This is a genomic window from Solwaraspora sp. WMMA2080 (assembly GCF_027497395.1).
Classification (GTDB): Bacteria; Actinomycetota; Actinomycetes; order Mycobacteriales; family Micromonosporaceae; genus Micromonospora_E.
Genome location: NZ_CP114910.1, coordinates 4,615,673 through 4,638,221 on the forward strand (window position 1 = coordinate 4,615,673; position 22,549 = coordinate 4,638,221).

At 70.8% G+C, this 22,549-nt stretch carries 24 protein-coding genes and 1 pseudogene; 15 read left to right on the top strand and 10 right to left on the bottom strand.

Annotation, left to right across the window (positions count from 1 at the left end):
- Positions 1-131 precede the first annotated feature (131 nt).
- From O7543_RS20895 to O7543_RS20920, 6 genes are all read left to right on the top strand, one after another.
- Positions 132-374, top strand: coding sequence for a hypothetical protein (locus O7543_RS20895; RefSeq protein WP_281552290.1), 243 nt, complete (start codon positions 132-134; stop codon positions 372-374).
- An 8-nt stretch (positions 375-382) separates the two neighbouring features.
- Positions 383-868, top strand: coding sequence for a TadE/TadG family type IV pilus assembly protein (locus O7543_RS20900; RefSeq protein WP_281552289.1), 486 nt, complete (start codon positions 383-385; stop codon positions 866-868).
- 2 nt (positions 869-870) lie between these two features.
- On the top strand, positions 871-1,368 hold the full coding sequence (locus O7543_RS20905; protein WP_281552288.1) for a TadE/TadG family type IV pilus assembly protein: 498 nt from the start codon (positions 871-873) through the stop codon (positions 1,366-1,368).
- Positions 1,365-1,835 (top strand): pilus assembly protein TadG-related protein, encoded by a 471-nt coding sequence (locus tag O7543_RS20910; RefSeq protein ID WP_281552287.1) that lies wholly within the window; start codon positions 1,365-1,367, stop codon positions 1,833-1,835. The genes O7543_RS20905 and O7543_RS20910 overlap by 4 nt, the downstream gene beginning before the upstream one ends.
- Before the next feature lie 32 nt (positions 1,836-1,867).
- Positions 1,868-3,070: a LysM peptidoglycan-binding domain-containing protein gene (locus O7543_RS20915; protein WP_281552286.1), complete on the top strand. Its 1,203-nt coding sequence runs from the start codon at positions 1,868-1,870 to the stop codon at positions 3,068-3,070.
- A 194-nt stretch (positions 3,071-3,264) separates the two neighbouring features.
- The gene (locus O7543_RS20920) at positions 3,265-3,780 is read left to right on the top strand and encodes a HAMP domain-containing sensor histidine kinase (protein ID WP_281552285.1); all 516 of its coding nucleotides are present in this window, start codon (positions 3,265-3,267) and stop codon (positions 3,778-3,780) included.
- Here the strand turns inward: O7543_RS20920 and O7543_RS20925 are convergent.
- The 4 genes from O7543_RS20925 to O7543_RS20940 all read right to left on the bottom strand — a co-directional run bounded on the left by O7543_RS20925 (position 3,723) and on the right by O7543_RS20940 (position 7,253).
- Entirely contained in the window at positions 3,723-4,574 is an 852-nt protein-coding gene (locus tag O7543_RS20925; RefSeq protein ID WP_281552284.1) for a Rieske 2Fe-2S domain-containing protein, read from the bottom strand. The two genes, O7543_RS20920 and O7543_RS20925, sit on opposite strands and share 58 nt — an antisense overlap.
- Before the next feature lie 160 nt (positions 4,575-4,734).
- Complete coding sequence (locus O7543_RS20930; protein ID WP_281552283.1) at positions 4,735-6,036, bottom strand: hypothetical protein; 1,302 nt, start codon at positions 6,034-6,036, stop codon at positions 4,735-4,737.
- A gap of 313 nt (positions 6,037-6,349) precedes the next feature.
- Positions 6,350-6,730, bottom strand: coding sequence for a PPOX class F420-dependent oxidoreductase (locus tag O7543_RS20935; RefSeq protein WP_281552282.1), 381 nt, complete (start codon positions 6,728-6,730; stop codon positions 6,350-6,352).
- Between the two features lie 82 nt (positions 6,731-6,812).
- Positions 6,813-7,253 (bottom strand): DoxX family protein, encoded by a 441-nt coding sequence (locus O7543_RS20940; RefSeq protein WP_281552281.1) that lies wholly within the window; start codon positions 7,251-7,253, stop codon positions 6,813-6,815.
- 303 nt (positions 7,254-7,556) lie between these two features.
- On the opposite strand from O7543_RS20940, the gene O7543_RS20945 reads away from it, so the two are divergent.
- Together O7543_RS20945 and O7543_RS20950 are read left to right on the top strand one after the other, a co-directional pair.
- Positions 7,557-8,237: a hypothetical protein gene (locus O7543_RS20945; protein ID WP_281552280.1), complete on the top strand. Its 681-nt coding sequence runs from the start codon at positions 7,557-7,559 to the stop codon at positions 8,235-8,237.
- Positions 8,238-8,379: 142 nt separating this feature from the next.
- Entirely contained in the window at positions 8,380-9,570 is a 1,191-nt protein-coding gene (locus tag O7543_RS20950) for a hypothetical protein (RefSeq protein ID WP_281552279.1), read from the top strand.
- Positions 9,571-10,106: 536 nt separating this feature from the next.
- Here O7543_RS20950 and O7543_RS20955 read toward each other — a convergent pair.
- Both O7543_RS20955 and O7543_RS20960 read right to left on the bottom strand, forming a co-directional pair.
- Positions 10,107-10,292, bottom strand: coding sequence for a DUF397 domain-containing protein (locus O7543_RS20955; RefSeq protein ID WP_278174709.1), 186 nt, complete (start codon positions 10,290-10,292; stop codon positions 10,107-10,109).
- Positions 10,292-11,056 carry a helix-turn-helix transcriptional regulator gene (locus O7543_RS20960; protein WP_278173021.1) on the bottom strand — a complete coding sequence of 255 codons (765 nt, stop codon included), beginning with the start codon at positions 11,054-11,056 and terminating at the stop codon, positions 10,292-10,294. The genes O7543_RS20955 and O7543_RS20960 overlap by 1 nt, the downstream gene beginning before the upstream one ends.
- A 254-nt stretch (positions 11,057-11,310) precedes the next feature.
- Here O7543_RS20960 and O7543_RS20965 point away from each other — a divergent pair, with 254 nt between their 5' ends.
- Together O7543_RS20965 and O7543_RS20970 are read left to right on the top strand one after the other, a co-directional pair.
- Positions 11,311-11,601, top strand: a complete 291-nt coding sequence (locus tag O7543_RS20965; RefSeq protein ID WP_281552278.1) for a hypothetical protein — start codon at positions 11,311-11,313, stop codon at positions 11,599-11,601.
- 22 nt (positions 11,602-11,623) lie between these two features.
- Complete coding sequence (locus O7543_RS20970) at positions 11,624-11,893, top strand: hypothetical protein (protein WP_281552277.1); 270 nt, start codon at positions 11,624-11,626, stop codon at positions 11,891-11,893.
- Between the two features lie 43 nt (positions 11,894-11,936).
- Here O7543_RS20970 and O7543_RS20975 read toward each other — a convergent pair whose 3' ends face one another.
- From O7543_RS20975 to O7543_RS20990, 4 genes and pseudogenes are all read right to left on the bottom strand, one after another.
- A complete protein-coding gene (locus O7543_RS20975) occupies positions 11,937-13,172 on the bottom strand; it encodes a family 1 glycosylhydrolase (RefSeq protein WP_281552276.1) in 1,236 nt (411 codons plus the stop codon).
- Positions 13,173-13,284: 112 nt separating this feature from the next.
- The gene (locus O7543_RS20980; RefSeq protein ID WP_281552275.1) at positions 13,285-14,670 is read right to left on the bottom strand and encodes an NAD(P)/FAD-dependent oxidoreductase; all 1,386 of its coding nucleotides are present in this window, start codon (positions 14,668-14,670) and stop codon (positions 13,285-13,287) included.
- A 64-nt stretch (positions 14,671-14,734) separates the two neighbouring features.
- Positions 14,735-16,051 (bottom strand): deoxyribodipyrimidine photo-lyase, encoded by a 1,317-nt coding sequence (locus O7543_RS20985; RefSeq protein ID WP_281552274.1) that lies wholly within the window; start codon positions 16,049-16,051, stop codon positions 14,735-14,737.
- Positions 16,052-16,188: 137 nt separating this feature from the next.
- Positions 16,189-17,088, bottom strand: a pseudogene (locus O7543_RS20990) (phytoene/squalene synthase family protein); the annotation flags it as partial.
- Between the two features lie 65 nt (positions 17,089-17,153).
- On the opposite strand from O7543_RS20990, the gene O7543_RS20995 reads away from it, so the two are divergent.
- The 5 genes from O7543_RS20995 (at position 17,154) to O7543_RS21015 (ending at position 22,466) form a co-directional block, all read left to right on the top strand.
- Entirely contained in the window at positions 17,154-18,326 is a 1,173-nt protein-coding gene (locus tag O7543_RS20995) for a polyprenyl synthetase family protein (protein WP_281552273.1), read from the top strand.
- A gap of 33 nt (positions 18,327-18,359) precedes the next feature.
- Complete coding sequence (gene crtI / locus O7543_RS21000) at positions 18,360-19,847, top strand: phytoene desaturase family protein (RefSeq protein WP_281552272.1); 1,488 nt, start codon at positions 18,360-18,362, stop codon at positions 19,845-19,847.
- Positions 19,844-20,401: an isopentenyl-diphosphate Delta-isomerase gene (gene idi, locus O7543_RS21005; protein ID WP_281552271.1), complete on the top strand. Its 558-nt coding sequence runs from the start codon at positions 19,844-19,846 to the stop codon at positions 20,399-20,401. The genes crtI and idi overlap by 4 nt, the downstream gene beginning before the upstream one ends.
- Positions 20,402-20,437: 36 nt before the next feature.
- A complete protein-coding gene (locus O7543_RS21010; protein ID WP_281552270.1) occupies positions 20,438-21,430 on the top strand; it encodes a MerR family transcriptional regulator in 993 nt (330 codons plus the stop codon).
- Between the two features lie 133 nt (positions 21,431-21,563).
- Positions 21,564-22,466 (top strand): polysaccharide deacetylase family protein, encoded by a 903-nt coding sequence (locus O7543_RS21015; RefSeq protein WP_281552269.1) that lies wholly within the window; start codon positions 21,564-21,566, stop codon positions 22,464-22,466.
- Positions 22,467-22,549: the final 83 nt, after the last annotated feature.

Sequence of the window (22,549 nt, forward strand, 5' to 3'; positions counted from 1 at the left end):
CGACCAGCCGGGGCACGATCTTTCGTCAGGACTCGACGTCCAGGAACCCGGAGTGCTCACCGGCTGGCGGCTACCTACCCACCAGGAGTTTGCCGGATGGCTCACTCCCAGAACTCATTAGGACACCCACCATGCAGATATTCACCCGCCTCTACCTCGCGGTGGCCGACCGGATCGGCGAGCTGCGCGGCGCCGACGAACGGGACAGGGGCGACAGCCCGGTCCCCACCGCAGTGATCATCGTCGGCCTGGCGCTCGTCGCGATCGCCGTCCTCGCCTGGGCGTCGAACCTCGCGTTCGACTTCATGAACGCCAACCCGGACCCGTCGAGCGACCTGCCGGACTCGGGCAACTTCCCGGGCGGCGGCGATTGATCGGCGACATGTGCCGTCACTTCGCCGGCCGGGCGGGCCGGACCATCCCCACCCCGGTGGTCCGGCCCGCCCCCACCCCGGTGGTCCAGCCTGCCCGGGATTGGGGCGCGGCGCCGGTCGAGTTGGCCATCCTGTTGCCGGCGATCCTGCTGCTGCTGTTCGCCTCGATCCAGGTCGCCGCGCTGTTCCTGGCCCGTACCGTGGCGTTGAGCGCCGCCCAGCAGGCGGTCACCGCCGAACGCGGCTACGACGCGTTGGGCAGCGGCAACGCCGACACCGGGGTGGGTGCGCAACGCGCTGCCGCGTTCCTCGCCGACGCCGGCGACTGGCTCGCCCCGGACCCGCTGCCGGCGCCGTCGGTCGGCCCGGACGGGCGGTACGTGTCGTACACCGTCAGCGGTAAGGCACTGTCGCTGGTGCCGGGCGTGACGTTCACCGTCAGCGAGACCGCCAACGGCGAGATCGAGCGGTTCGAGCAGGTCGCGGGAGGCTGATCGTGCGGCGACGCCATGCGGGTTCCGGCCAGGGCTCCGGCCAGGGCTCCGGCCGGGGCCGCGACCGGGGGTCCGTCTCGGTGGAGGTGGCCATCCTGACCCCGGCGTTCCTGCTGCTGGTCGTCGTCGCCTGGGTGACCGGGCGGACCGTGCTGGCCCGCAACGCCCTGGACGCGGCGGCGCACGACGCCGCCCGCGCCGCCTCCATCTCCCGGTCCGTGGCCGAGGCGCAGACCAACGCCGAGTACGCCGCGCAGCAGCGCCTCGACTGGGAGGGCATCGCCTGCACCGGGGAACCGGCCGCCGACTTCGCCCCGAACGGGGTGGACACCCTGACCAATGCGTTCGCCACCGCGCCCGGCAGCACCACCGCGCTGATCCACGTCCGGGTGAGCTGCACGGTCCAGTTCGGCGACCTGGGGCTGCCCTGGGTGGCGCAGGACCGGCTGCTCAGCGCCGACTTCCGTTCCCCGCTGGACCGCTACCGGGGGCGGGGATGAGCCGCCAGCGGCCGGGCGGAAGCCGCCAGCAGCCGGGCGTCGACGGCGGTGCGTACGATCACCGCGACGCGGGGCGGGTGAGTGTCTTCCTCGCCGTGGCCTTCCTCGCCGTGGCCACCGTCCTCGGGATCACCGTGGACGCCGCCGGCAAGTACCGCACCAAGCAACGGGCGGACAACCTGGCCGCTGAGGCGGCTCGCACCGGCGGGCAGCAGATCGACATCGGTCTGGCGGTCAGCGGGGAGGGCCAGTTCATCGACGTCCCGGCGGCCACCGCCGCAGTCGACCACTACTTCGACGACCTGCCCGGGGTGACCGGGTACACGGTCGAGGTCGCCCCCGATCAGCAGCAGATGACGGTGACCGTCGACATGACCTACGAGACCACCATGCTCAGCCTCTTCGGTTTCCCGCCGGGGATCCCGGTGACCGGGCAGGCCACCGCCGTGCTCCGGACCGACCCGTGACGGGAAGCTGACCCCTCGAGAGGAGCGGCACAATGCGCGCGACCCGCGTTTCCCCCGTCCGGCGGCTCGGGCAGGTCCTCACCGGCCTGGGTGCGCTGACCGTCCTGTTGATCCTGCTCGCCGGCGCACCGGTCGCGCTGATCGCGTTCGCCGGCAACCCGCTGCCCGACCACCTGCCCGGCATCGACGAGATCGGCACCGCGCTGACCAGCCGCGACGGTGGACAGTTGTTCATCCGGGTGTTGGCGGTTGCCGGCTGGTTGGGCTGGGCGACGTTCCTGCTGTCGGTGCTGGTGGAGGTGCCGGCCCGACTGCTGCGCCGGCCGGCGCCGAAGCTGCCCGGCATGGGCCGGCAGCAGCGGGTCGCCGCCGCACTGGTCGGATCGATCTCGTTGATCCTGGTCGCCGGTCCGGCGGCGGCGTTCGCCGCACCGGGGCCGGTCGAGGCGACCTCGGCGGCGGCGGTGGTGGGCACCGGGTTCGGCAGCGCCCCTGAGCTTGCCGCGCCCGCCGGCCAGCAGGCGACACCGAACCAGCTCGTCGGTGCCAGCGGGCGGTCCGCCGCGCCGGCACCGGCCGCAGTCGGCTCGCCGGCCCCGCTGGTCTCGCCAGCGGCGTTGCACACGCTCGCCGCAGCCCCCACCGGACCGGGCGCCGACGGCACAGCGCCGACGGATCAGCCGGACCAGCCGGCGGAGTCGGCCGTGTACCGGGTCGCCAAGGGCGACTACCTCGGCCACATCGCCGACCGCTACCTCGGCGGGTTCAGTGACTACCGGGAGCTGGCCGACCTCAACGAAATCGACGACCCGGACCGGATCCGGGCCGGCCAGCTGCTGCGGTTGCCGGCCGAGGCGACGGACACCGGTGTACGGCCGCACGCCACCGGCACGGTCGTCACCCCGGCGGTGACGTCCACGACGGAACAGCCCACGCCGTCGCAGCCGACGCCGGAGCAGCCGGCGGCTCCGCAGACCCCGCCGCCGGTCGATGTACCGTCAGATGCCGACCGCCCCGCCTGGCAGGTGGACAACGACGCCACCGGCAACCTCGGCGGCGGCGTCTCCGCCGGCCGGTCCGGCCCGGAGCAGAACCTGAACCGTCCACTCGCGGTGACTGCGGTGATCACCGCAGCGAGCATCGTCGGCGCGCAGATCGGCACCATGCTCGGGTTGAAACGGCGTACCGCCGGAACGTCCGGCGAGACCGGCCGGCACCGCCGCGACCGGGGCTGACCCGGGTCGGCACCGCCGCGACCGGGGCTGACCTGAGCCGGCACCGCCGCGACCGCGCCGGTCTCCGGCTGCTCAGCCGCCGCCCGGCCGGAGCTGCCGCTTGTCCGGCTTGCCGCTCGGCCCGACCGGCACCACGTCGATGAAGGTGACGGTACGGGGCCGGCTGGCCTGGCCGAGCCGACCGGGTGTCGGACGTGCCGGTCGACCTGGCAACCGTCGTCGAGAACGCGGTCCTCGCCGAGAGCGACCGGGCACAGGAGTACGGCGTGGTCATCGCCCTGGACCGGTCGGACGGTCCGCTGCCGGTGGCCGGGGTCTCCTCGGCGCTGCGCAGGGTGGTGTCCGACCTGCTGACCAACGCGTTGCGGCATTCCCGACCGGGCGGGCGGATCGACGTCGCCGTCTGCCGTGCCGCTGCCGGCGACACGATCAAACTGACCGTCGCAGACACCGGCGACGGCTTCGACCCCGACGAGCGCATCTTCGACCGGTTCCATCGCGGAGCCGGGTCGGACCGGCTGCACATCGGCCTGGGCCTGGCGCTGCTGCGCGAGGTGGTGACCGCGCACCGTGGCACCATCGAGGCCGCCGGCCACCCCGGTGCCGGTGCGAAGTTCACCGTACGGTTGCCGGCTGCCGCGGCACTGCCGGGTCAGGGCAGCTGGGCCTGCACGACCCCGGCCACCACCCGGCTGCGCAGCACCTGCTGATCAGTGGCGGCCGGGCCGTGGGCGACGGTGCCGTCGGTGAGCCGGAACGCGCTGCCGTGCCACGGGCAGACCACACAGGCGTGGCCGTCCGCGCTGATCACCTCACCCTGGTCGAGGGGGCCGTTCTGGTGGGCGCAGTGGGCCAGCAGCACCGTGACGTCCTCGCCGTGCCGGTAGACCAGCACCGGCACGTCGTCCACCTGCCGGCTGATCATTCCCGCTTCGGGCAGGTTGGCGAACTCGGCGATCGGGTGCCAACCGGCGGAGATCCGATGCAGCTCGGGCACCGCGTGGTTGACCCCGGCGGCCTGCTTGTAGGCGAGATGACCGCCGAGGAAGCCGCCGGCACCGACCGCGGCGAGGCCGAGGAATCCGAGCGTACGGCCGGTCTGGTGCCGGCCGCGTAGCCGGGCGACCAGCGATCCGGTGTAGCAGGCCACGCCGACGGTGTTGGCGATCGCGTGCACCAGACCGATCCGGCGCTGCTCGCGGGACAGGCTCGCCCAGTCGTTCGCCCCGGTGACCGCCGCCGGGATCGCGGCGGCGGTGCCGACGCCGACCAGGGTGGTCGCGGCCCGTCGCTGGCCGGGCAGCATGTCGAGTACGGCGGCGCTCAGCCAGGCACCCATCGGCACCTGGATCAGCACCGGGTGCAGTGGATGCCCCAGCCACACCCCGTGCAGCAGGTCGCGGACCCGTTCGTTGCTGATCCGCCGCTGGACGCCTTGTTGCAGCCGGTCGCCGATCCGGTCCAGCCCGGTCGCCTGCTCGATCTTCATCAACAGTGCCCGCATCGTCCCGACGTTCCCGCCAGACGCACCACCAAACTTCGACGGTCTTGCGTATGACGAGCCAGCTGGAGCTCTACGGAACGCGGTCCGTCGCGTCGAGGTAGCTGCGGAGTAGCGCCCGGTCGGCGGCAGATCCGGATGCACTTACTACGGGTGTTCCTGATCAAGGTTTCTCTTTGCTTCCAAGTTGCCGCTGGGACCGCTCGGCGACCTCCCCGGACACCCTACCCATCATCGATCTTGCCCGGCCGAGAGCCTGCATACCGAAACGACCAGCGGCACCCACACCCTCCGCCCCAGTTTCAAAAACCTTGCCCTTCACCTCAGCGCCGGTATCGAGAACCCTGGCGCCCACCTCGGACCCGGTCTCAAGGACCTTGTCGCGCGCTTCCACAGCCGCGTCGAGCCATCGCCGGGCATCCCAAGACCGGCCGTCGCGTTCAACGCCGAGCCTGCTGTTGAACTCGACGACAATCGTTGCGACGTGATTGGTCGACCGCACCACGGCGCGCGATGATGTCGGGTTGAGTAGCACCTTCGCGTTGGCGGTGCCGGCGGCCGCGTCCATCCGGGCCATCAGGCGCTCGGTGGTACGGAAGATGAGCTCGAGGCGCTTCTGCCGGGCGATCCGGATGGCGAAGCGATGTTCTTCCAACTCATACGCGGACGCGCCCAGCACGCGATCGAGTTCGAGCACGGCGACCGCGTCTTGGAGTTGGAAGCAGCGGGCCAGGACAGCGAGCCACTCCTGGACCTTGATCTCGGCTTCCTTCGACGTCGTGGCCAGGTCACCGACGTTTGCGGTCTCGAGTCTTTCGGCGATGGCATCGAGCTGCCGCAACGCGTACGCCTGGGTCCGAGCCAGTGGCACCGGCGTTGCCTGCACCTTTGACCAGGTGACCTCGGAAACCCTGCCCACTTGCTCCCGGATCGTCAGGGCCTCGTCGATGACGAGCTCTACCCCGACCATGTCGGCCACCACCGCGTCGGTCTGAGCGCGGAGCACGGCGTCGACTTTCGCGTCGATCACGGCGAGATAGTCGGTGATCTCGTCCATGCTCTGTTTCATCGCGAGCTGTGCCATGAGGCCGGCGGCACCGGTCAGGATCGCCGGGTTCGTCAGCATCGCGCTCGGTGTCTGCACGATCTCGAGCAGGCCGGTGATCCTGCCGTGGTCGGTCAGCACGGCACGGCTGAGACCGTTCTCCGAGCCGCTCATCAGGTTGTACTTCTTCATCGCCTGGGCGGACTCCGCAGACAGTTGGACCCATCGGCCGGACTGCTCGGAGATCTCAGCCCCGGCTTTGGCGATCTTGGATCCGGCACCGAGGGCGCCGCTGAGCCGTTTCAGCCCGAGGTCTTTCGACGGCAGCCGCTCCGCAGTGAGGAAACGATCGACAGCCGTCGGGTGCCCGATGACCGCCAGGCCATCGCCGTCACTGATCAGCTGAATCTCGTTCTCCAACGCATTGCTCCTTGAAGTAGGGTACGGATCGGCATCACGCTATGTCGTCTTCACCAGCCTTACCATGGTCCGCTCGTCTCGATTCCCTCGGAAGTGGACGATGTCTTGCAGGTACGCCTGCCTTGAGCTACGGCGCTCGTACTACTCGCGGTGACTTTCTGACGGCGACGACGCGCTGATCTCGGCCTGTGTGGCGTCGGCCGGTATGGGAGGTCCAACCAGGGAGCCTGACGGCCCCCGGTTGGCTGGCCTGCATGGGCGGCGACAGCTCCGGAGCTGTCTAGCTCGGTCACGGGTCGGAAAGTCGGGTCGATCAGAACGACACGATGATGCCGACCATCGGGGGGCGGCGTACCCGGAGCAGGCGAGCGAACCAGTTCCCTGCCCGTGCCATGAAGTACCGGCGGGCCAGTAGCTTGCGGGCCAGCGCCGTCCCGTCGCCGTCCAGTAGCCGGGCCGTTCCCGTCACACTCGGCGCGTCCGGTGCCACCGCCCCGCGTAGGGAACACGGCTGCACCCGAACGTGCGGGTTGTTCCGGATTCGTTTGACCTTGCCCGAGCCCGCTTCGGTCACGATCCAGAGTTCGCCACCGTGCGGTACGTGCCAGACCGGTGTGGCCACCGGGGCGCCGTCCTTGCGGTAGGTGGTCAGGCTGACGTACCGGCTACTGGCGATCTCATTGGCCGCGGTCACCAGGCCAGCGTAGCGAGTCGTGTCCGGGCCGCGCCCGCTGATCAAGCAGACATGCAGCCCGTCGAAAGTGGTCATCCGCTGGTCAGAGTGCGGCGGCGACGCAGGAGGCGACGAAGAGCACCTGCAGTAGCGTGCGCGGAACCAGGGGCGTGACCGGCCGATCGGCAATCTTCAGCTGACGCCGCGCCGCCGACACGTTGGCTGGGAACATCGCCAGGAGGAGGAGCGCGAGACAGATCGCCGCGACCGGTGCGGTCGACGGGAACGCTAGGCCGACGGCTCCGACCATCTCCAGAACCCCGGTGATGGTGACCAGCAGCGGTGCCCGGGGCAGCCGAGGTGGCACCATCGCGATGAGCGAGTCGCGCCGCTTCGCACTGAAGTGGGCCACACCGGTCAGCACAAACATGAGGGCCAGTCCGCCACGCAGCGCCGGCTGCCAGCCGTCGAGCGCGTCGATGCCGAGCAGTCCAGCCATGCGCAGGACCAGCCAGCCGCCGATGAGGGCGATCAGGGGAGCCATCGTGTACCTCCATGACTTGTCACTGACAAGATATCGTCCAGGGCGGACATCTTGTCAATGACAAGTTTGGCTTGCCGCATGAGTCCGTACCCTGACGGAAGGCCGAGAAGAGCAGAGCATCGCGTACCGACAATCTCCCGCCTGAGCTCGGCCTGGACCTATCGGCCGCCGCCCGAGCTTGACCCGGAGCACGGGTCGTGCCGTCCTGCCTCGCAAGGTGGTGGCCAGTTCATCGACCAGGGTCGCCTTGTCGGCCGCGGAGGGGGCCGCGGGGAGGGGCACGTCCGCAAACCGTTCGCGGAGGTGGCCGTCGTCGTCCTGCGACGACTCGACACCATCGGCAAGGTCGTGCCTCGATTGCCGCCTGTGACTCGGTGTGACGCCCGACGGCGGCAGATGCGGATGCTTCATCAGAGGCTGCCTCACCGCGAGGACTACGGTGGTGGTGTGCAGATTCCCCATCTCGGTACGGTGACGAAGACCGCCGAGCCGGGCTGGTATCGCAGTGCGCCGATACCGGTGCCGGTGTTGGGCGGTGGGTCTTGCCGCATCCGGGTCGACGGCTACGACGACGACCCGGCGCAGGAGGACTTCCACGCCGCGATTCGCAACTTCCTCGCGCTTGACCGATCGGCGTTGGCGGTGGCTGCGCCATCGATCTACGCCTACTACCGCGATGTCGCGGATGACCTCCTGGCCGCCGGCGACGACGAGTGGCACGTTGAGATCAGCGGCCCCGACGAGGTCCTGGCCCATGTCCAGCTTGGCAACGAGCCGATCGTCGTGCGCGACCCCTACGACGATCGCCGCGTCTATGTCTCGATCGGGGGCGAGTGTGCCTGGGAACCTGAGCACGGCCTGCAGATCGTGTTCCGCGACGGTGTCACAGTGACCAAGGTGGGACCGTACGATGGACACCTCACCAACTCGGCCGCCTACGCCGACGACGAACTCGATGGCGTCGTCTACCACAGTTCCCGGTAACGGTGTAGCTGGACCCCCTCGGATCCCCTGAACGCCCGATCCGCAGCAGATCCAGACAGCAGCGGCAGGTCGGCGAGTTCAAGGTCATATCCGCTGGCCCGGTAGCCCGTCCATGAGCGATTCTCACCGGTACGATGCGCCGGTGGAAATCTTGGCGCAGATGCGGTCCGTAACCACGCTCGAACGGTTGCTCTGCCATCCCAGGCTGCCGTTGATAGCCGGTTGGGAGACCGAACGCCCGGCGATCCGGATCTGGGAGTACACGGTCGGGCAGTTGCGCGAGGTTGGCGGTGTCGGTGCAGATTCGGCCGTCTACGACGCCCCCGACTATGCCCGGCGCAAGCGGACACCCTCCGCCGCCTGGCATCCGGACGAGCCGCAGCTGATCGTAGCGGACGGTAACAGTACGACCTGCTGGACTCCTTTGGGCATCACCACAATCGATGGCGTTCCGCCGACTGAGTACCAACGGGAAGTGGCATTCGGTCCGGACGGTCAGACGCTCTGGTTGTCGCCCAGCGGCGGAGAGAACGGCTGGGAGTCCTCCATCGCGCTCGACCTCGCCTCCGGCGCAACCGCAGTCGGCCCGCGCTGGGACACCGGAGTCGCGGCGTATCCGGGCGGTGGCCTCTTAGCCACTCTACAAAGCGAGCAGGGTGCCACGCTGGTGCTCTTCTCTCGGGATGAGCCGGTGCTGCGGCCATTGCGGCGGGTGTTGGTCCTCGACTGCGACGGATACGAGACACCTATCTTCAGCCCGGATGGGCGGTATTTCGTAGTGCGGGGCAACGCCTACGAAGAATCGCTGGAGGTGTTCGAGTTTCCTTCGCTGCGTCGCGTTCTCGGCCTGACACTCGGGGACCCAAGTCCGGAGTACCCGTACCCGCAGGAGCGGGTGGACAATATGCGCGCCTGGTCGCGCCACAACGTCGCGTTCGGGCCAGCTCCGGGTGTTCTCTGGATCGGTACGCCGGAGGGTGCCGTCATCGAGTTCGAGATCGACGGGAAAAGGGCGGCCGAGTTTGATGCGCTGCCCGGGTCGATGGTGACGGCCCTGGCGGCCGCCGCTACAGGCGAGTTGATCGTTGCCGGCCGCGACGGCACGCTTCTGGTGCTGTCGGGGGGACGGGCCGGCCCAGCCGAGGCATCAACCGCCGCAGTAACCGAGTTCCTTGCCGGCACCTCTGAGGCTTCGGTCATCGACATGAACCAACTTGACCTCACCGATGGAAACCGGATCTGGCAGCCCAGCGATCTGCAAACGGTCACCGACGCATCAGACAGCGACCCGTCATGGCTGAAGATCCGGGCTGCCATGAACCGGCTTACCTAACCTCAACGCGAAGACGTCGCGCCGAGTTGCGCATCGCGGTTTGGTGGTCGGCAGCGAGAAACGACATCACCATCGGCGTGGGCTGTGGTCGGGTCGCGCAAACGATTGCCAGCGGGGCACCTGTACGAACATCGGGATGATCAGCTGTGCTGATCTCGGCGCGTCCGGAGCCGGCAGCTGGCACCGCCATCACCCGTTGGGACGATCGGTTCGCGGCGTGAGCGGATCTCGCTGTACCGCCCCGGCACCGTCGACCGCCGGAGCAGCGCGTGGTGGCAGGTTCAGATCCGGACGCCCGCGATCGGCGACGCTGCTTCGAGTGGAGGGCTCAGGCACGTTACTCGCGCGAATAACGTGCCTGAGCCCTCCACTCGACGGCGCACCGAGACTCGGGACCGAGACTCGATAGACCGAGATGCGCGATTTGCGGTCACGCTACGCCAGCGGTCCGGCGGGCGTACGGGACGGCTCCATCCCCTGAGACCAGGGCAGGCGCTTCTCGATATTGTCGGCGGAGGAGTGGTAGGCGCGGCTGGTCAGTGGTGGTGCTTGGCCAGCTCGACGAAGGAGCGCCAGGCGGACGGGCCGAAGGCCAGGGTGCCGCCGTCGCGGTCCTTGGTGTCCCGGACCAGCACCCGGCCGGGCAGGTTGTCGGCCACCTCGACGCAGTTGCCGGATGCACCGTTCGACCGCGACGACTTCCGCCATGCTGGTTCATTGATCACTGGATCATCCTTAACATCAGGTCTCGGGTCTGGTCGGCGGACAGCGCCAACTCGTTGACTGCCTCCCAGATTAGTTCCAGTTCGAGTACGTCACCAGCGGTGGTGGCGAGGCGTCCTCGCAGCAGATCGTCCAGATAGCCGACCCGCCTCCCGTCGCTCATGGTGGCCAGCGCCAGAGGTCCGCTGAGGCCAGCGTGGAGGCCGGCCGACTCGGGGACCGCACGGATCCGGATGGTTGGCCGGTGCCCGAGGTCGACCAGGTGGGCAAGCTGGTCCTTCATCACCTCGCGCGGACCACGACGCAACGCGGTCTCCTCGACCAGGACCACCAGGTCCACCGGGGGATCGCGGTCCAGCACCGCGCGTTGCCGCTCCTGACGGGTCGCGATCACCTCCTCGAGCCGGCCCCGGTTGGACGGCACGCCCGTGAAGACCTGCCGCATGTACGCCTCGGTCTGCAGCAGCCCAGGAACCAGGGTCGGCTCCCAGGCCCGTAGCAGCACCGCGCGTCGCTCGTGGTCGACCCAGGAGCGCAGCCAAGGTTGGCGGTCCTCTCTGCCCTCTCTCGACAGCTGCTGAAGCTGGTCACCGGAGTTCAGTAACTTGTCGAGATCCTTCGCGGTGTCCTCCTTGGGCACCAGCCGGCCGGTCTCGAAGCTGGCGATGAGCGACTTCGACACGCCTACCGCTTTGGCCAGCTGGGTCTGGTTCATGCGCTGGGAAAGCCGGAGCCGCCGAAGCTCAACAGGCAGTTCAGTCATGTTTATAACCTCCAATAACTCGGGCTCATCTTTACCTCTGTGACTTTCATATTGCCCTATGTTCGGGCAGGAGTCCAGGGTGGATCACGACGGGAAAGCGACTCGATGAGTGAGGGGGTCGACGGTGGAGGTGGGGGCGCTCGTCGGGGCGGCGCTGCTCGGCTTCTGCGCCGGGCTGTGGTCGTTCAAAGTGAAATCCAGATGGTGCCCCAGCTGCGGGCGTGCGACCTGGCCGATGGAGCGGGGCGCCGACGGTGTCCAACGGCCACGCGGCGATGGAAGGCCCGATGGGTAGCCGGCTGCTGCGGACGCCGGAGCCGAAACCAGGGGACGTGCTGTTGATCGGCCAGGAAGCGAGCATGCAGTTCGCCGGCGACCGGAGAATTCGATTTCGCGTGATCTCGGTGGACCGGAAACCGACCTACGACGGCTGGGTCTGGCTCACCGGCTACGTCATAGACGAACGCGGGTACGCAGCCGAGCGGCGGGAGATATTCGTGCAACGCGACGGACTCTACCGACTGGCCAAACGGCAGTCGACATAGCAATTGATCAAGGAGAGAAAAGATGATCACCGAGATGGTACGTGACTGGTGGCTGCGCTGGCTCGACTGGCGCTCCGGCCGGTCCACGGCGTCCAGGCGACTCGAATACCTGCGCCGCGAACGGCACGGACAACACCAACGCGGCCGTACGACGGCCCGGCACCGTCGACTCGACGGAAACCGGGGACGCCACTGGTCGACGGAGGCTACCGTCCTGGTCCCGACGCTGCGTCCACTGATGACCTACGGCCAGCAACTCGGCTACCGGCTGCCGCCGCACCGGGTGAGCTGACCGGCGGGGTCCCGCCGGATGATGAGTGGAGGGTGCTGGATGATCAGGGCAGGGCGCGGCTGGTCGCGACGGCGGCGTACCGGGCGGTGCTCGGCTTCGGGGTCCGCGCGAACGTCTCCCGGTCGACGATGTGCAGGCCGAAGTGGAAACGGTAGCCGGCTGCCCACTCGAAGTTGTCCAGCAGCGTCCAGTGGCAGTAGCCGAGCACCGGGACGCCGTCGTCGATCGCGTCGAGCAGGCCGGCCAGCGACGGCTCGATGAAGGCCGCCCGCAGGGCGTCGTCGTCGACACCGACACCGTGCTCGGTCACGAGGACCGGCACCCCGCTGACCTGGTACGCGTACCGCACGGCACCGCCGAGTGACGTCGGGTCGATCGCCGAACCCAGCTGGTGCAGGGTGGCGTCCGGCGGTGGCGGCAACAGCCCGGTTGCGTCGTACACCGCGCTCTCGTAGTTCTGGATGCCGATGAAGTCGTCGTCGCGGGCCAGCCGCAGCCAGTGGTCGTACACCTCGGCGCGCTTTCGGTCGCGCAGCGTCGCGTCGTCGCCGGCCACCCGGTCGTCCACGATGGCGATGGACAGCCCCACCGGCAGGTCGGGCCGCCTGGCCTTGATCGCCGTACGGGCGGCGAGATGACCGGCCGTCATGCCGTCGCGCATCGCGTCGAACTCCTCCGGAAGCATGATGTTGCTGACCCGGTAGCGGGGCACCCCGGCGGCCGCGCCGGCCGCCTCCAGGGTGGCCCGTTCCAGTTTCCGGTCCGACTCGGGCACGTCGGTCCAGGAGAGCAGCTGCGGCAGGTTCGGCTCGTTGAGGGTGACGGCCATGGTGATCCGGTCACCGAAGTGGCGCATCACCTGGTCGCAGTAGCGGGCGAACAGCTCGGGAGCGGCCGGGTCCAGCCAGCCGCTGCGCGCGGCGAACCAGTGCGGGCAGGTCATGTGGTTGAGCGTCACCACCGCGGCCAGGCCCCGCCGCGAGCAGCTGTCGACGATCGCCGCGTAGTGGTCCAACGTCTCGGTGGAGAAGCTGCCCTCCTCTGGCTCGACCCGGGCCCACTCCACGGAGAACCGGAAGGCACCCAGCCCCATCGCCTGCACCAGGTCGAGGTCCGTCCGCCACAGCTGCCAGCTGTTGCAGGCCCGGCCGGACCGCTCGGCGAAGACCGTCGGCGCGACGTTCTCCAGGAACCAGGTGTCGCTGCTGGTGTTGTCACCCTCGGTCTGGTGACCGGAGGTGGCGACACCGAAAAGGAAGCCGTCCGGGAAGCATCTCATGGATGGACATCATTCCGTGGCCGGCTCAAGATCACATGACGAAGAACTGGGATGCCACCGGCGTGTCGCCCGAACTTTCGTCAAGTGATCATGGAGTCAAGTGATCATGGAGTCAGGTGAGCTGCTGTACGGCGGACTGGATGGCGCGGTGCACCGTCGGGTACGCGTAGATCATGTGTCGCAGGCTGGTCAGCGGCACTTCACCGTGCACCGCCACGGCGAGCGCGCCGAGCACCTCGCCGCCGGTCGGTCCCGCCGAGGTCGCCCCGACCAGCACCCCCCGGTCGGCGTCGGCGACCAGCTTGATGAAACCGTCGTTACCCGGCCCATGGATCCAGCCACGCGACGACTCGGCGACGTCGGTCACCGCCACCGCGACGTTCACGCCCTGCTCGCGGGCCTGGCGTTCGGTCAGGCCGACCGCGCCGATCTCCGGGTCGGTGAAGGTGACCCGGGGGACCGCCCGGTACTCGGCCGCCGGCCCGCCCTGGTCGAGGATGTCGCGCACCGCCACGTCCGCCTGGTACATGGCCAGGTGGGTGAAGGCACCGTGGCCGGCGACGTCACCGACCGCCCACAGCCCGTCGGCGCCCGGCATCCGTTCGTCGGCGACCCGCATCCGCTCGTCGACCGGCAGGTGCCGGGCCGCCGGGTCCAGTCCGACGGTGTCGAGGCCGAGTCCACCGAGGTCGCTGCGCCGACCGGTGGCGACCAGCAGCCGCTGCCCGCTCTCCGGGCCGCCCTGCGACAGGTGTACGGCGAAGGTGTCGTCGCGGTGCTCGACCCACTCGGCGCGGCTGCCGAGCCGCAGCCGGATCCCGTCGTCACCGAGGGCGCGGGCGGCCAGCGCCGACGACTCCGGCTCCTCCCGGGACAGCAGCCGCTCGCCGGGCTCGACGATGGTCACCCGTACGCCGAACCGGGCGAAGACCTGGGCCAGCTCCAGCCCGATCGCGCCGCCGCCGAGCACGACCAGCGACTCAGGCAGCTCGGTGACCTCGATCGCTTCCTTGTTGGTCCAGTACGGCGTGCCGGACAGTCCGTCGATCGGCGGCACCACCGGCACGGTGCCGGTGGCGAGCACCACCCCTCGGCGGGCGGTGAACACCTGCCCGTCGACGTCGACCCGCCGGGGTCCGGTGAGCCGGGCGGCACCGTGCAGCACCCGTACCCCTTTGCCGGTGAGCCGGTCGACGGCGGCCGTGTCCGACCAGTCGGCGGTGGCCTCGTCGCGGATCCGTCGGGCCACCGGCGTCCAGTCCGGACGGATGTCGGCGGTGCCGGCCAGGCCGTCGATCCGGCGGCCCTCAGCGAGCGCGTTCGCCGCCCGGATCATCATCTTGCTCGGTACGCAGCCCCAGTACGGGCACTCGCCGCCGACCAACCGGCGCTCCACACCGACCACGTCCAGCCCGGCCTGGCTGAGCCGGCCGGCGACCTCCTCACCGGCCACGCCCAACCCGACGACGACGACGTCCACCTGTTGCGGCTCACTCATCCGGCCAGCATGTCACCACCGCCGGCAACCCGCCGACCGGGCGGCCCGCTGACCGGACGCCGACTCAGCGGTCCGACAGTGGCGGCGGGTAGTCCAGGCCGGCGCGGACGGCGAGCGGCAGTCGCCACGGTTCGTGCACCGCCGCCCCGGTGACGCCGGCCAGCTCCGGCACCCACCGCCGGACGTACTCGCCGGCCGGGTCGAAGCGGTGCGCCTGGCGCAGCGGGTTGAAACCCCGGTGCGGGCGGGTGTCGTTGCCGGTGCCGGCGACCCACTGCCAGTTGCCGGAGTTGTTCGGCAGGTCGCCGTCGAGCAGCCAGCGGCCGAACCAGCTGAGGCCGTCCCGCCAGTCCAGGCCGAGCTCCTTGGTGAGGTACCCGGCGGTGATCAGCCGGGCGCGGTTGTGCATCCAGCCTTGCGCCCGCAGTTGCCGCATGCCGGCGTCGACGATCGGCACCCCGGTGCGCCCGGTCTGCCAGGCGTCGAGGGCGTCGGCGTCGTAGCGCCACTGCTCGGCGGCCCCGCGCCGGTACGCGGTGGTCGCCAGGTCGGGGAAGGCGTTCGCGACCTGGTAGTGGAAGTCCCGCCAGCACAGTTGCCGGACGAACGGGCCGGCGCGGTCCCCGGCGGCGGTGGCGACCTCCAGCGGCGACAGACAGCCGAACCGCAGGTAGGGGCTGAGCCGCGAGGTGGCGTCACCGGCCAGGTCGTCGTGGCTGTCGCCGTACCGATCGAGGCGGCTGTCGCCGTACCGGTCGAGGTCGGCCAGCCAGTCGTGCAGCCGGCGCCGCCCGGCGGTCTCGCCCCCGGCGGCGGCCTGTGGCGACTCGCCGTCCGGCAGGGCCGGCAGCCGTCCGACGGCGGGACCGCCGGGCAGCCGGATCCGGTCCGGAGCGGCGCACCCGGTACGCCAGTCGGCGCCGGCCCAGGCCCGGAAGTACGGCGTGAAGACCTTGTAGTGGTCACCGTTGGTCGGGGTCAGCGCGCCCGGGTCGACGACGGTCAGCCCAGGGAAGGCGCGGTACGCGACGCGGTGCCGGTCGCATTCGTCGCGGAGTCGCCGCTGCCGGTCCCGGGCGTAGTGGCTGACGTCGGCGGAGACGGTGACGCCGTCGGCGTCGACCTCGCGCGCGAGCCGAATCGTCTCGGTGACCGGGTCGCCGCGGCGGATCAGCAGGTCGCCGCCGAGCCCACGCAGGGTCGCCCGCAGGTCGGCGAGGCTCTGGTGCAGGAACCGGTCGCGGTTGGCCGACCGGCCCGCCAACCGTGGGTCGAGGACGAACAGCGGCACCACCTGTTCGGCGGTGGCGCAGGCGGTGGCCAGCGCCGGCTGGTCGTGCACCCGCAGGTCGCGGGTGAACAGGACGACAGCGGTACGCATGGCGGGCGCTACGGCGCGGTCGGTGAGGAGGCGGTCGGTGCGGGTGCGGTCGGTGCTGGCGTGGGGGTGGCCGGCGGCTGCGTCGGTGTCGGCTGCGTCGGCGGGCCGGTGACGTCGACGGGGGCGGTGACGTCGACCGGACCGGGCAGGGTGACCGGGGTGCCGGCCGGGGTGAGCAGGGACCGCAGCGCCACAGCGGCCCGGCGACGGTTGGGAACGGTGGCCCGGCGACGGAACACGTCGTAGCCCTGCGCGGCGATCTCGTCGAGGATGCCGCCGTACAGCGCGTACGCGGTGCGGATGCAGGCCTGCGAGGCGGGTTCGAGCAGGGTGACGCCGGGGGCGGCCGCCGCGTAGTGGCCCCGGGCGCGGCCGACCTCGTGCCGGATCAGCTCGATGATCGGCGGGGTCGCCTGGCGGCGTCGGGCGGCGTCGACCAGGTCTGCCCGGTCCACCCCGAACCGCGCCAGGTCCTCGTCCGGCAGGTAGGTGCGGCCACGGTCCAGGTCCTCGGCGACGTCCCGGATGAAGTTGGTGAGCTGGAAGGCGAAGCCGAGCTGTCGGGCCGGCTCCCGGGCGGCGGCCCGGTCGGTGCTGCCCAGGATCGGCAGCATCATGGTGCCGATCACCGCCGCCGAGCCCTCCATGTAGTCGAGCAGGTCGGTGTAGCGCGGGTACGAGGTGAGGGTCAGGTCCATCGCCATGCTGCGCAGGAACGCGGTGAAGTCCGCCTTGTCCAGGTCGAACACCGCGATGGTGTGCAGTACGGCGGGCAGCAGCGGATCGTCGACCGGGGCACCGTGCAGCCCGGCGAGGAACCGTTGCCCCCACTGGTCGAGTGCGGCTGCCCGGTCGGCGGGCGGCAGCTGGTCGGTGCGGTCGACGATTTCATCAGCGTACCGGGTGAATCCGTATAAAGCGTGAACATGCCGGCGTTTCCACTGCGGTAGCAGCCGGGTCGCGAGATAGTAGGTGCGCCCGTGTCGTCGGTGCAGGTCACGGCAGTTCGCGTAGGCAGCGGGCAGATCGACGTTCACCGGGCCTCCTCGGCTATCGACGCAAGAATCGACGCAACTTCAGACCCTAGGGTACGCTCGTTCGCGTGGCCAATCACACAGTTGCCGGCACCGACCGCAGCGCGTCGGTCGACGAGCCGGCCGGGTCGGCCACCCCCGGCTCGCCCCCGCCCCGCCGCCGTGACCTCTTGACCGCGGCTGTCGACGACACGTTGATCGACTTCCTCACCGTCGAGATCGACGCGCTCGACCGCATCGATCCGGCGCTGCGCCCGTTCGCGCAGGTCGCCCGGGACACCGTGCTCGCTGGCGGCAAGCGGCTGCGGCCGGTCTTCGCCCACTGGGGCTGGCGCGGGGTGGTCGGCCCGGACGCGCCGCTGGCCCCGGTGTTGCCGGCGCTGGCCGCGCTGGAGCTGCTGCACGCGTTCGCGCTGGTGCACGACGATGTGATGGACGGCTCTGCGACCCGTCGCGGCCGCCCCACCGCCCACCGCCGGCTGGCCGGGCAGCACCGGTCGGCCGGCCGCGACGGCGACCCCGACCGGTTCGGCGACGGTGCCGCCGTGCTGGTCGGTGACCTCTGCCTGGTCTGGGCCGACCGGCTGCTCGGCCAGGCCGGCGTGCCACCCCGGACCCTGCTCGACGTGCGGCGCCGTTACGACCAGATGCGGGTCGAGACGATCGCCGGGCAGTACCTGGACGTCCTCGGCGAGACCGAGGCCGACAGCTGGTCGGTCGACCGGGCGCTGCGGGTGGCCCGGCACAAGACCGCCAGCTACACCGTGCTGCGGCCGCTGCACCTCGGTGCGGCCCTGGCCGGACCAGGCGCCGGCCCGGCGGTCCACGAGGCCTACCGGCGCTACGGCACCGCCGTCGGCGAGGCGTTCCAACTGCGCGACGACCTGCTCGGCGTCTTGGGTGACCCGGCCACCACCGGCAAACCGGCCGGCGACGACCTGCGGACCGGCAAGCCGACGGTGCTGCTGCTGATCGCCCGCGAGCTGGCCACCGAGGCGCAACGCGCCGAACTCAACCGGCCGCCGCCCGCCACCGACCGGCAGTCCGGTCGGAATGCCGATCGACGGGTGCAGCGGCTGATCGAGATCGTCGTCGAGACCGGCGCCGCCGGCCAGGTGGAACAGCTGATCGAGCAACGGGTACGGGAGGCGGTCGACGCCCTGGCCGACGCCCCGATCGACCCGGCCGCCCGTCGCGCGCTCACCGGCCTGGCGGTGACCGCCACCACTCGGCAGGCATGATGTGAGCATCGTTCAGAAGGAGGTGGTCGCGGCATGCGTACCGTGACCGGGGCGACCGAACGCGTCGTCGTGGTCGGTGCCGGGCTCGGCGGGCTGGCCTGTGCCCTGCACCTGGCCGGTGCCGGCCGGCAGGTCACCCTGCTGGAACGCGAGTCGGTGCCGGGTGGACGGGCCGGGCGGCTGGCACTCGACGGCTACGAGTTCGACACCGGGCCGACCGTGCTGACCATGCCCGAACTGATCGCCGAGGCGCTCGGCGCGGTTGGCGAGGAGCTCTCCGACTGGTTGGAGCTGATCCCGCTCGACCCGGCCTACCGGGCGTACTATCCGGATGGGTCCACACTAGACGTCGTCACCGACACCGCCCGAATGGCGGCCGAGGTGGCCCGGGTCTGCGGCCCTCGCGAAGCCGACGGCTACCTGCGCTTCGTCGACTACGCGAGGCGGCTGTGGCAGCTGGAGCGGGCTGACTTCATTGACCGTAACCTGGACAGCCCGCCGGACCTGCTCACCGGCAACCTGCTGCGGCTGCTGGCCGCCGGAGCGTTCCGGCGGATGCAGACCAAGATCGAACAGTTCTTCTCCGACCCCCGTACCCAGCGGATCTTCTCGTTCCAGGCGATGTACGCCGGCCTGGCCCCGCACGACGCGCTGGCCATCTACACCGTCATCGCCTACCTGGACTCGGTGGCCGGGGTGTCGTTCCCCCGGGGCGGGATGCACGCCGTACCCCGGGCGCTGGCCGGCGCCGCCGAGAAGCACGGCGTGCAGATCCGCTACGACACCACGGTCACCCGGGTGGAGACCGCCGGTGGTCGGGCGCGCGCGGTGCTCACCGCCGCCGGTGACCGGATTCCCGCCGACGTCGTGGTGCTCAACCCCGACCTACCCGTCGCCTACGCCGAACTGCTGCCACCGGCCCGCCGCCGGCGGCTGCGCTACTCGCCGTCCTGCGTGGTGCTGCACCTCGGCGCCCGGCAGGGTTACCAGCAGATCGCCCACCACAACGTCCACTTCGGTCGGCTGTGGAAGGGCACCTTCGACGAGGTCATCCGCCGGGGAGAGCTGATGAGCGACCCCTCGCTGCTGGTCACCAACCCGAGCCGGACCGACCCGTCGGTGGCCCCGCCCGGCGGGCACACCTACTACGTCCTCGCTCCGGTGCCCAACCTGGACAGTGGGCGGCTGGACTGGCGCGGCGACCTGCCGCAGCGGTACGCCGACGAGCTGATCGCCACCCTGGCCGAGCGCGGCTACCGGGGCCTGGCCGACGGGATCGAGGTCCGCGAAATGATCACCCCAGCCGACTGGGCCGACGCCGGAATGGCCGCCGGGACACCGTTCGCCGCCGCGCACACCCTGTTCCAGACCGGCCCGTTCCGACCCGGCAACCTGCATCCCACCCTGGAGAACGTGGTCTTCGTCGGCTCCGGCACCCAGCCGGGGGTCGGCGTGCCGATGGTGCTGATCTCCGGCAAGTTGGCCGCCGGTCGGATCACCGGTGCGGGGGGTGCCCGATGACCGGGACGTCGCGGGAAAGCCATCTGGTCGAGTTGGTCGACCCGGCCGGGCGACCGGTCGGATCGGCCACCGTCGCCGCCGCCCACCAGTCGCCGGGCCAGCTGCACCGGGCCTTCTCGGTGATCCTGGTCGACCGGGCCGGCCGGCTGCTGCTGCAACAGCGGGCCGCGGTGAAGACCCGGTTCCCGCTGCGCTGGGCCAACACCTGCTGCGGCCATCCGCTGCCCGGCGAATCGGTGACCGAGGCGGCCAACCGCCGGCTCGGCGAGGAGGTGGGCGTCGCGCCGGTGCCGTTGACCGAGCTCGGCGTGCACACCTACCAGGCCACCGACCCGGTCACCGGCCGGACCGAGTACGAGTACGACCACGTACTGCTGGGTGATCTCGACCCGGCCACCCCGCTGCGGCCCGATCCGGCGGAGATCGCGCAGCTGCGCTGGATGCCGCCGGATGAGCTGCGGGCCGGCCTGACCGATGACCCGCACGCCTACGCCCCGTGGCTGGCCGGCGTGGTCGACCAGTTGTCGCGTCGGGCCGGCGGGACCATGACGTGAACGCGGAGCGGCACGGCGCGGCTGCGGAGCGGCCAGGTGAGCGATGACGCGCTGAGTGCGGGCAGCGTGGCGCGCCGGCTCGGCGTGGCGGTCACCACGCTGCGCACCTGGCACCAGCGGTACGGGCTCGGCCCGACCCGGCACGTCAAGGGGCACCATCGCCGGTACAGCCGGGAGGATCTGGCCCGGCTGGAGGTGATGCGTCGGCTCACCGCCGAAGGCGTGTCCCCGGCCGAGGCGGCGCGATGGGCACGCGGCAACGCGGCTCCACCCGCCCCCGCCGGCCTCGGCCCCGGCCCCGGGCAGGGCCGGGCCGGCGGCGGGCACACCATCGCCGTCGGCACCGCCGGCCCGGCCGCCCGTGGTCTGGCCCGGGCCGCCGTACGCCTGGACGACCTGGCCATGCGGGAGATCATCGAGCGTGGGCTGCGTGCCGACGGGGTGATAGCCACCTGGGACCGGGTGGTCCGCCCGGTGCTGGCCGGCGTCGGTGACCGGTACGCGGCCACCGCCGGCTTCATCGAGGTGGAGCATCTGCTGTCCCGGTGCGTCTCCGCCGCGTTCGCGGCGGTGACCGGTCCGGCGTCGGTGACCGGGCCGGTCCCGGCGGCCCTGCCGGGTGATTCTTCGGGCCCGCTTGTCGGCGCTGGTTCCGGTGTGCTGCTGGCCTGCACCGACGACGAGCAGCACACCCTGCCGTTGGAGGCGCTGGCCGCCGCACTCGTCGAGGCCGGCGTGGTCGCCCGGTTGCTCGGTGCCCGGGTACCGGTGACCGCGCTGGTCGCCGCCGTCGACCGGACGGGTCCGGCCGCCGTGGTGCTCTGGTCGCACACCCCGGCGACCGCGGACCTCGGGCAGTTGGCTGCGGCCCGCTCCGGACGGCACCGTCCGGTGCTGGTCCTCGCGGTCGGGCCGGGCTGGCCGGTCCCCGAACTGCCGGACGGGGTACGGCACTGCGCCGACCTGACAGACGCATTCACGCTCTGCCGGTCCGCCGACCGGTCGGTCGGCCGGCAGCACTTGCCGTAGCTGTTGGCGGTACGGCCCGTCACCGCCGATGGTCGGCAGTGCTGGTGTCCGATGTGCGGGGTCGAGTTGTGCGGATTGATCGACTAACGTGTGCTTCGCTCGATCTCCGTCCACCCCCTCGCCCGGAGTCGACATGTCGAAACGCACCGTGTCGAAACGTGCCATGGTCGCGGCAGGCCTGGCGGTGTTCGCGCTGCTGGTCGGCAGCGAAAGCATCGCCGCGCTGCGTGGTGCCCGGCAGACACCGGCGCAGGTGCCGGCCACCGCCGCTCTCGGTGCCGCGCCGGAGCGCCCTGCTCCCACCCCCGAACCGGTGCCCTCACCCGGCCCCCGCGACCCGGTGCCGGCGTCGACGGACGACCCCGCCGACCAGCGGCCCTCGGCCACCGTGACCGGTGGCTCACCCGGGGCGTCCGCCCGGCCCGCCGTCGACGAGAGCCTGCTACGTCGGCGTACCGGTGGTCGGCAGGTGGCGTTGACCTTCGACGACGGGCCACATCCGAAGTGGACGCCGCTGATCCTCGACGAACTGCGCAAGGCCGGGGCGCGGGCAACCTTCTGCGTCGTCGGTGCCCAGGTGCGGCGGTACCCGGCGCTGGTCGTCAGGATGGTCCGGGAGGGGCACGCCCTGTGCAACCACACCTGGAGCCACGAGCTCGACCTCGGGTCGCAGTCGGCCGACGAGATCCGGGCCAACCTGCTGCGGACCAACACGGAGATCCACAAGGTGGTGCCCGGCGCGCCGATCGAGCACTTCCGGCACCCCGGCGGCCTGTGGACGCCGAAAGTGGTCACCGTGGTCGAGGAGCTGGGAATGGTCCCGCTGGACTGGGACGTCGACCCGCAGGACTGGCGCAAGCCCACCAAGGATGAGCTGGTGGCGCAGGTCACCACCGAGGTCCGGCTCGGGTCGATCATCCTGCTGCATGACGGTGGTGGCGACCGGTCGGCCACCGTCGCCGCGCTGCCGGTCGTGGTCCAGGAGCTGAGGCAGCGGTACGGCATCACCCTGCTCGGTGCTAGCCTTTCCCCCTGATCCGTCCGGTTCGCCGATCTGGTTTGGTCCGGGGCATACTCGTCACGTATGCTTTCGCAAGCTTCCGGCGGGGCCGGATGGGA

Excerpts from the sequence above, each read along its gene's own strand:
- O7543_RS20895 (WP_281552290.1), top strand. The coding sequence starts at position 132 with ATGCAGATATTCACCCGCCTCTACCTCGCGGTGGCCGACCGGATCGGC.
- O7543_RS20900 (WP_281552289.1), top strand. The coding sequence starts at position 383 with ATGTGCCGTCACTTCGCCGGCCGGGCGGGCCGGACCATCCCCACCCCG.
- O7543_RS20910 (WP_281552287.1), top strand. The coding sequence starts at position 1,365 with ATGAGCCGCCAGCGGCCGGGCGGAAGCCGCCAGCAGCCGGGCGTCGAC.
- O7543_RS20915 (WP_281552286.1), top strand. The coding sequence starts at position 1,868 with ATGCGCGCGACCCGCGTTTCCCCCGTCCGGCGGCTCGGGCAGGTCCTC.
- O7543_RS20925 (WP_281552284.1), bottom strand. The coding sequence starts at position 4,574 with ATGCGGGCACTGTTGATGAAGATCGAGCAGGCGACCGGGCTGGACCGG.
- O7543_RS20940 (WP_281552281.1), bottom strand. The coding sequence starts at position 7,253 with ATGGCTCCCCTGATCGCCCTCATCGGCGGCTGGCTGGTCCTGCGCATG.
- O7543_RS20960 (WP_278173021.1), bottom strand. The coding sequence starts at position 11,056 with ATGACTGAACTGCCTGTTGAGCTTCGGCGGCTCCGGCTTTCCCAGCGC.
- O7543_RS20970 (WP_281552277.1), top strand. The coding sequence starts at position 11,624 with ATGATCACCGAGATGGTACGTGACTGGTGGCTGCGCTGGCTCGACTGG.
- O7543_RS20975 (WP_281552276.1), bottom strand. The coding sequence starts at position 13,172 with ATGAGATGCTTCCCGGACGGCTTCCTTTTCGGTGTCGCCACCTCCGGT.
- O7543_RS20980 (WP_281552275.1), bottom strand. The coding sequence starts at position 14,670 with ATGAGTGAGCCGCAACAGGTGGACGTCGTCGTCGTCGGGTTGGGCGTG.
- O7543_RS20985 (WP_281552274.1), bottom strand. The coding sequence starts at position 16,051 with ATGCGTACCGCTGTCGTCCTGTTCACCCGCGACCTGCGGGTGCACGAC.
- crtI (WP_281552272.1), top strand. The coding sequence starts at position 18,360 with ATGCGTACCGTGACCGGGGCGACCGAACGCGTCGTCGTGGTCGGTGCC.
- idi (WP_281552271.1), top strand. The coding sequence starts at position 19,844 with ATGACCGGGACGTCGCGGGAAAGCCATCTGGTCGAGTTGGTCGACCCG.
- O7543_RS21015 (WP_281552269.1), top strand. The coding sequence starts at position 21,564 with ATGTCGAAACGCACCGTGTCGAAACGTGCCATGGTCGCGGCAGGCCTG.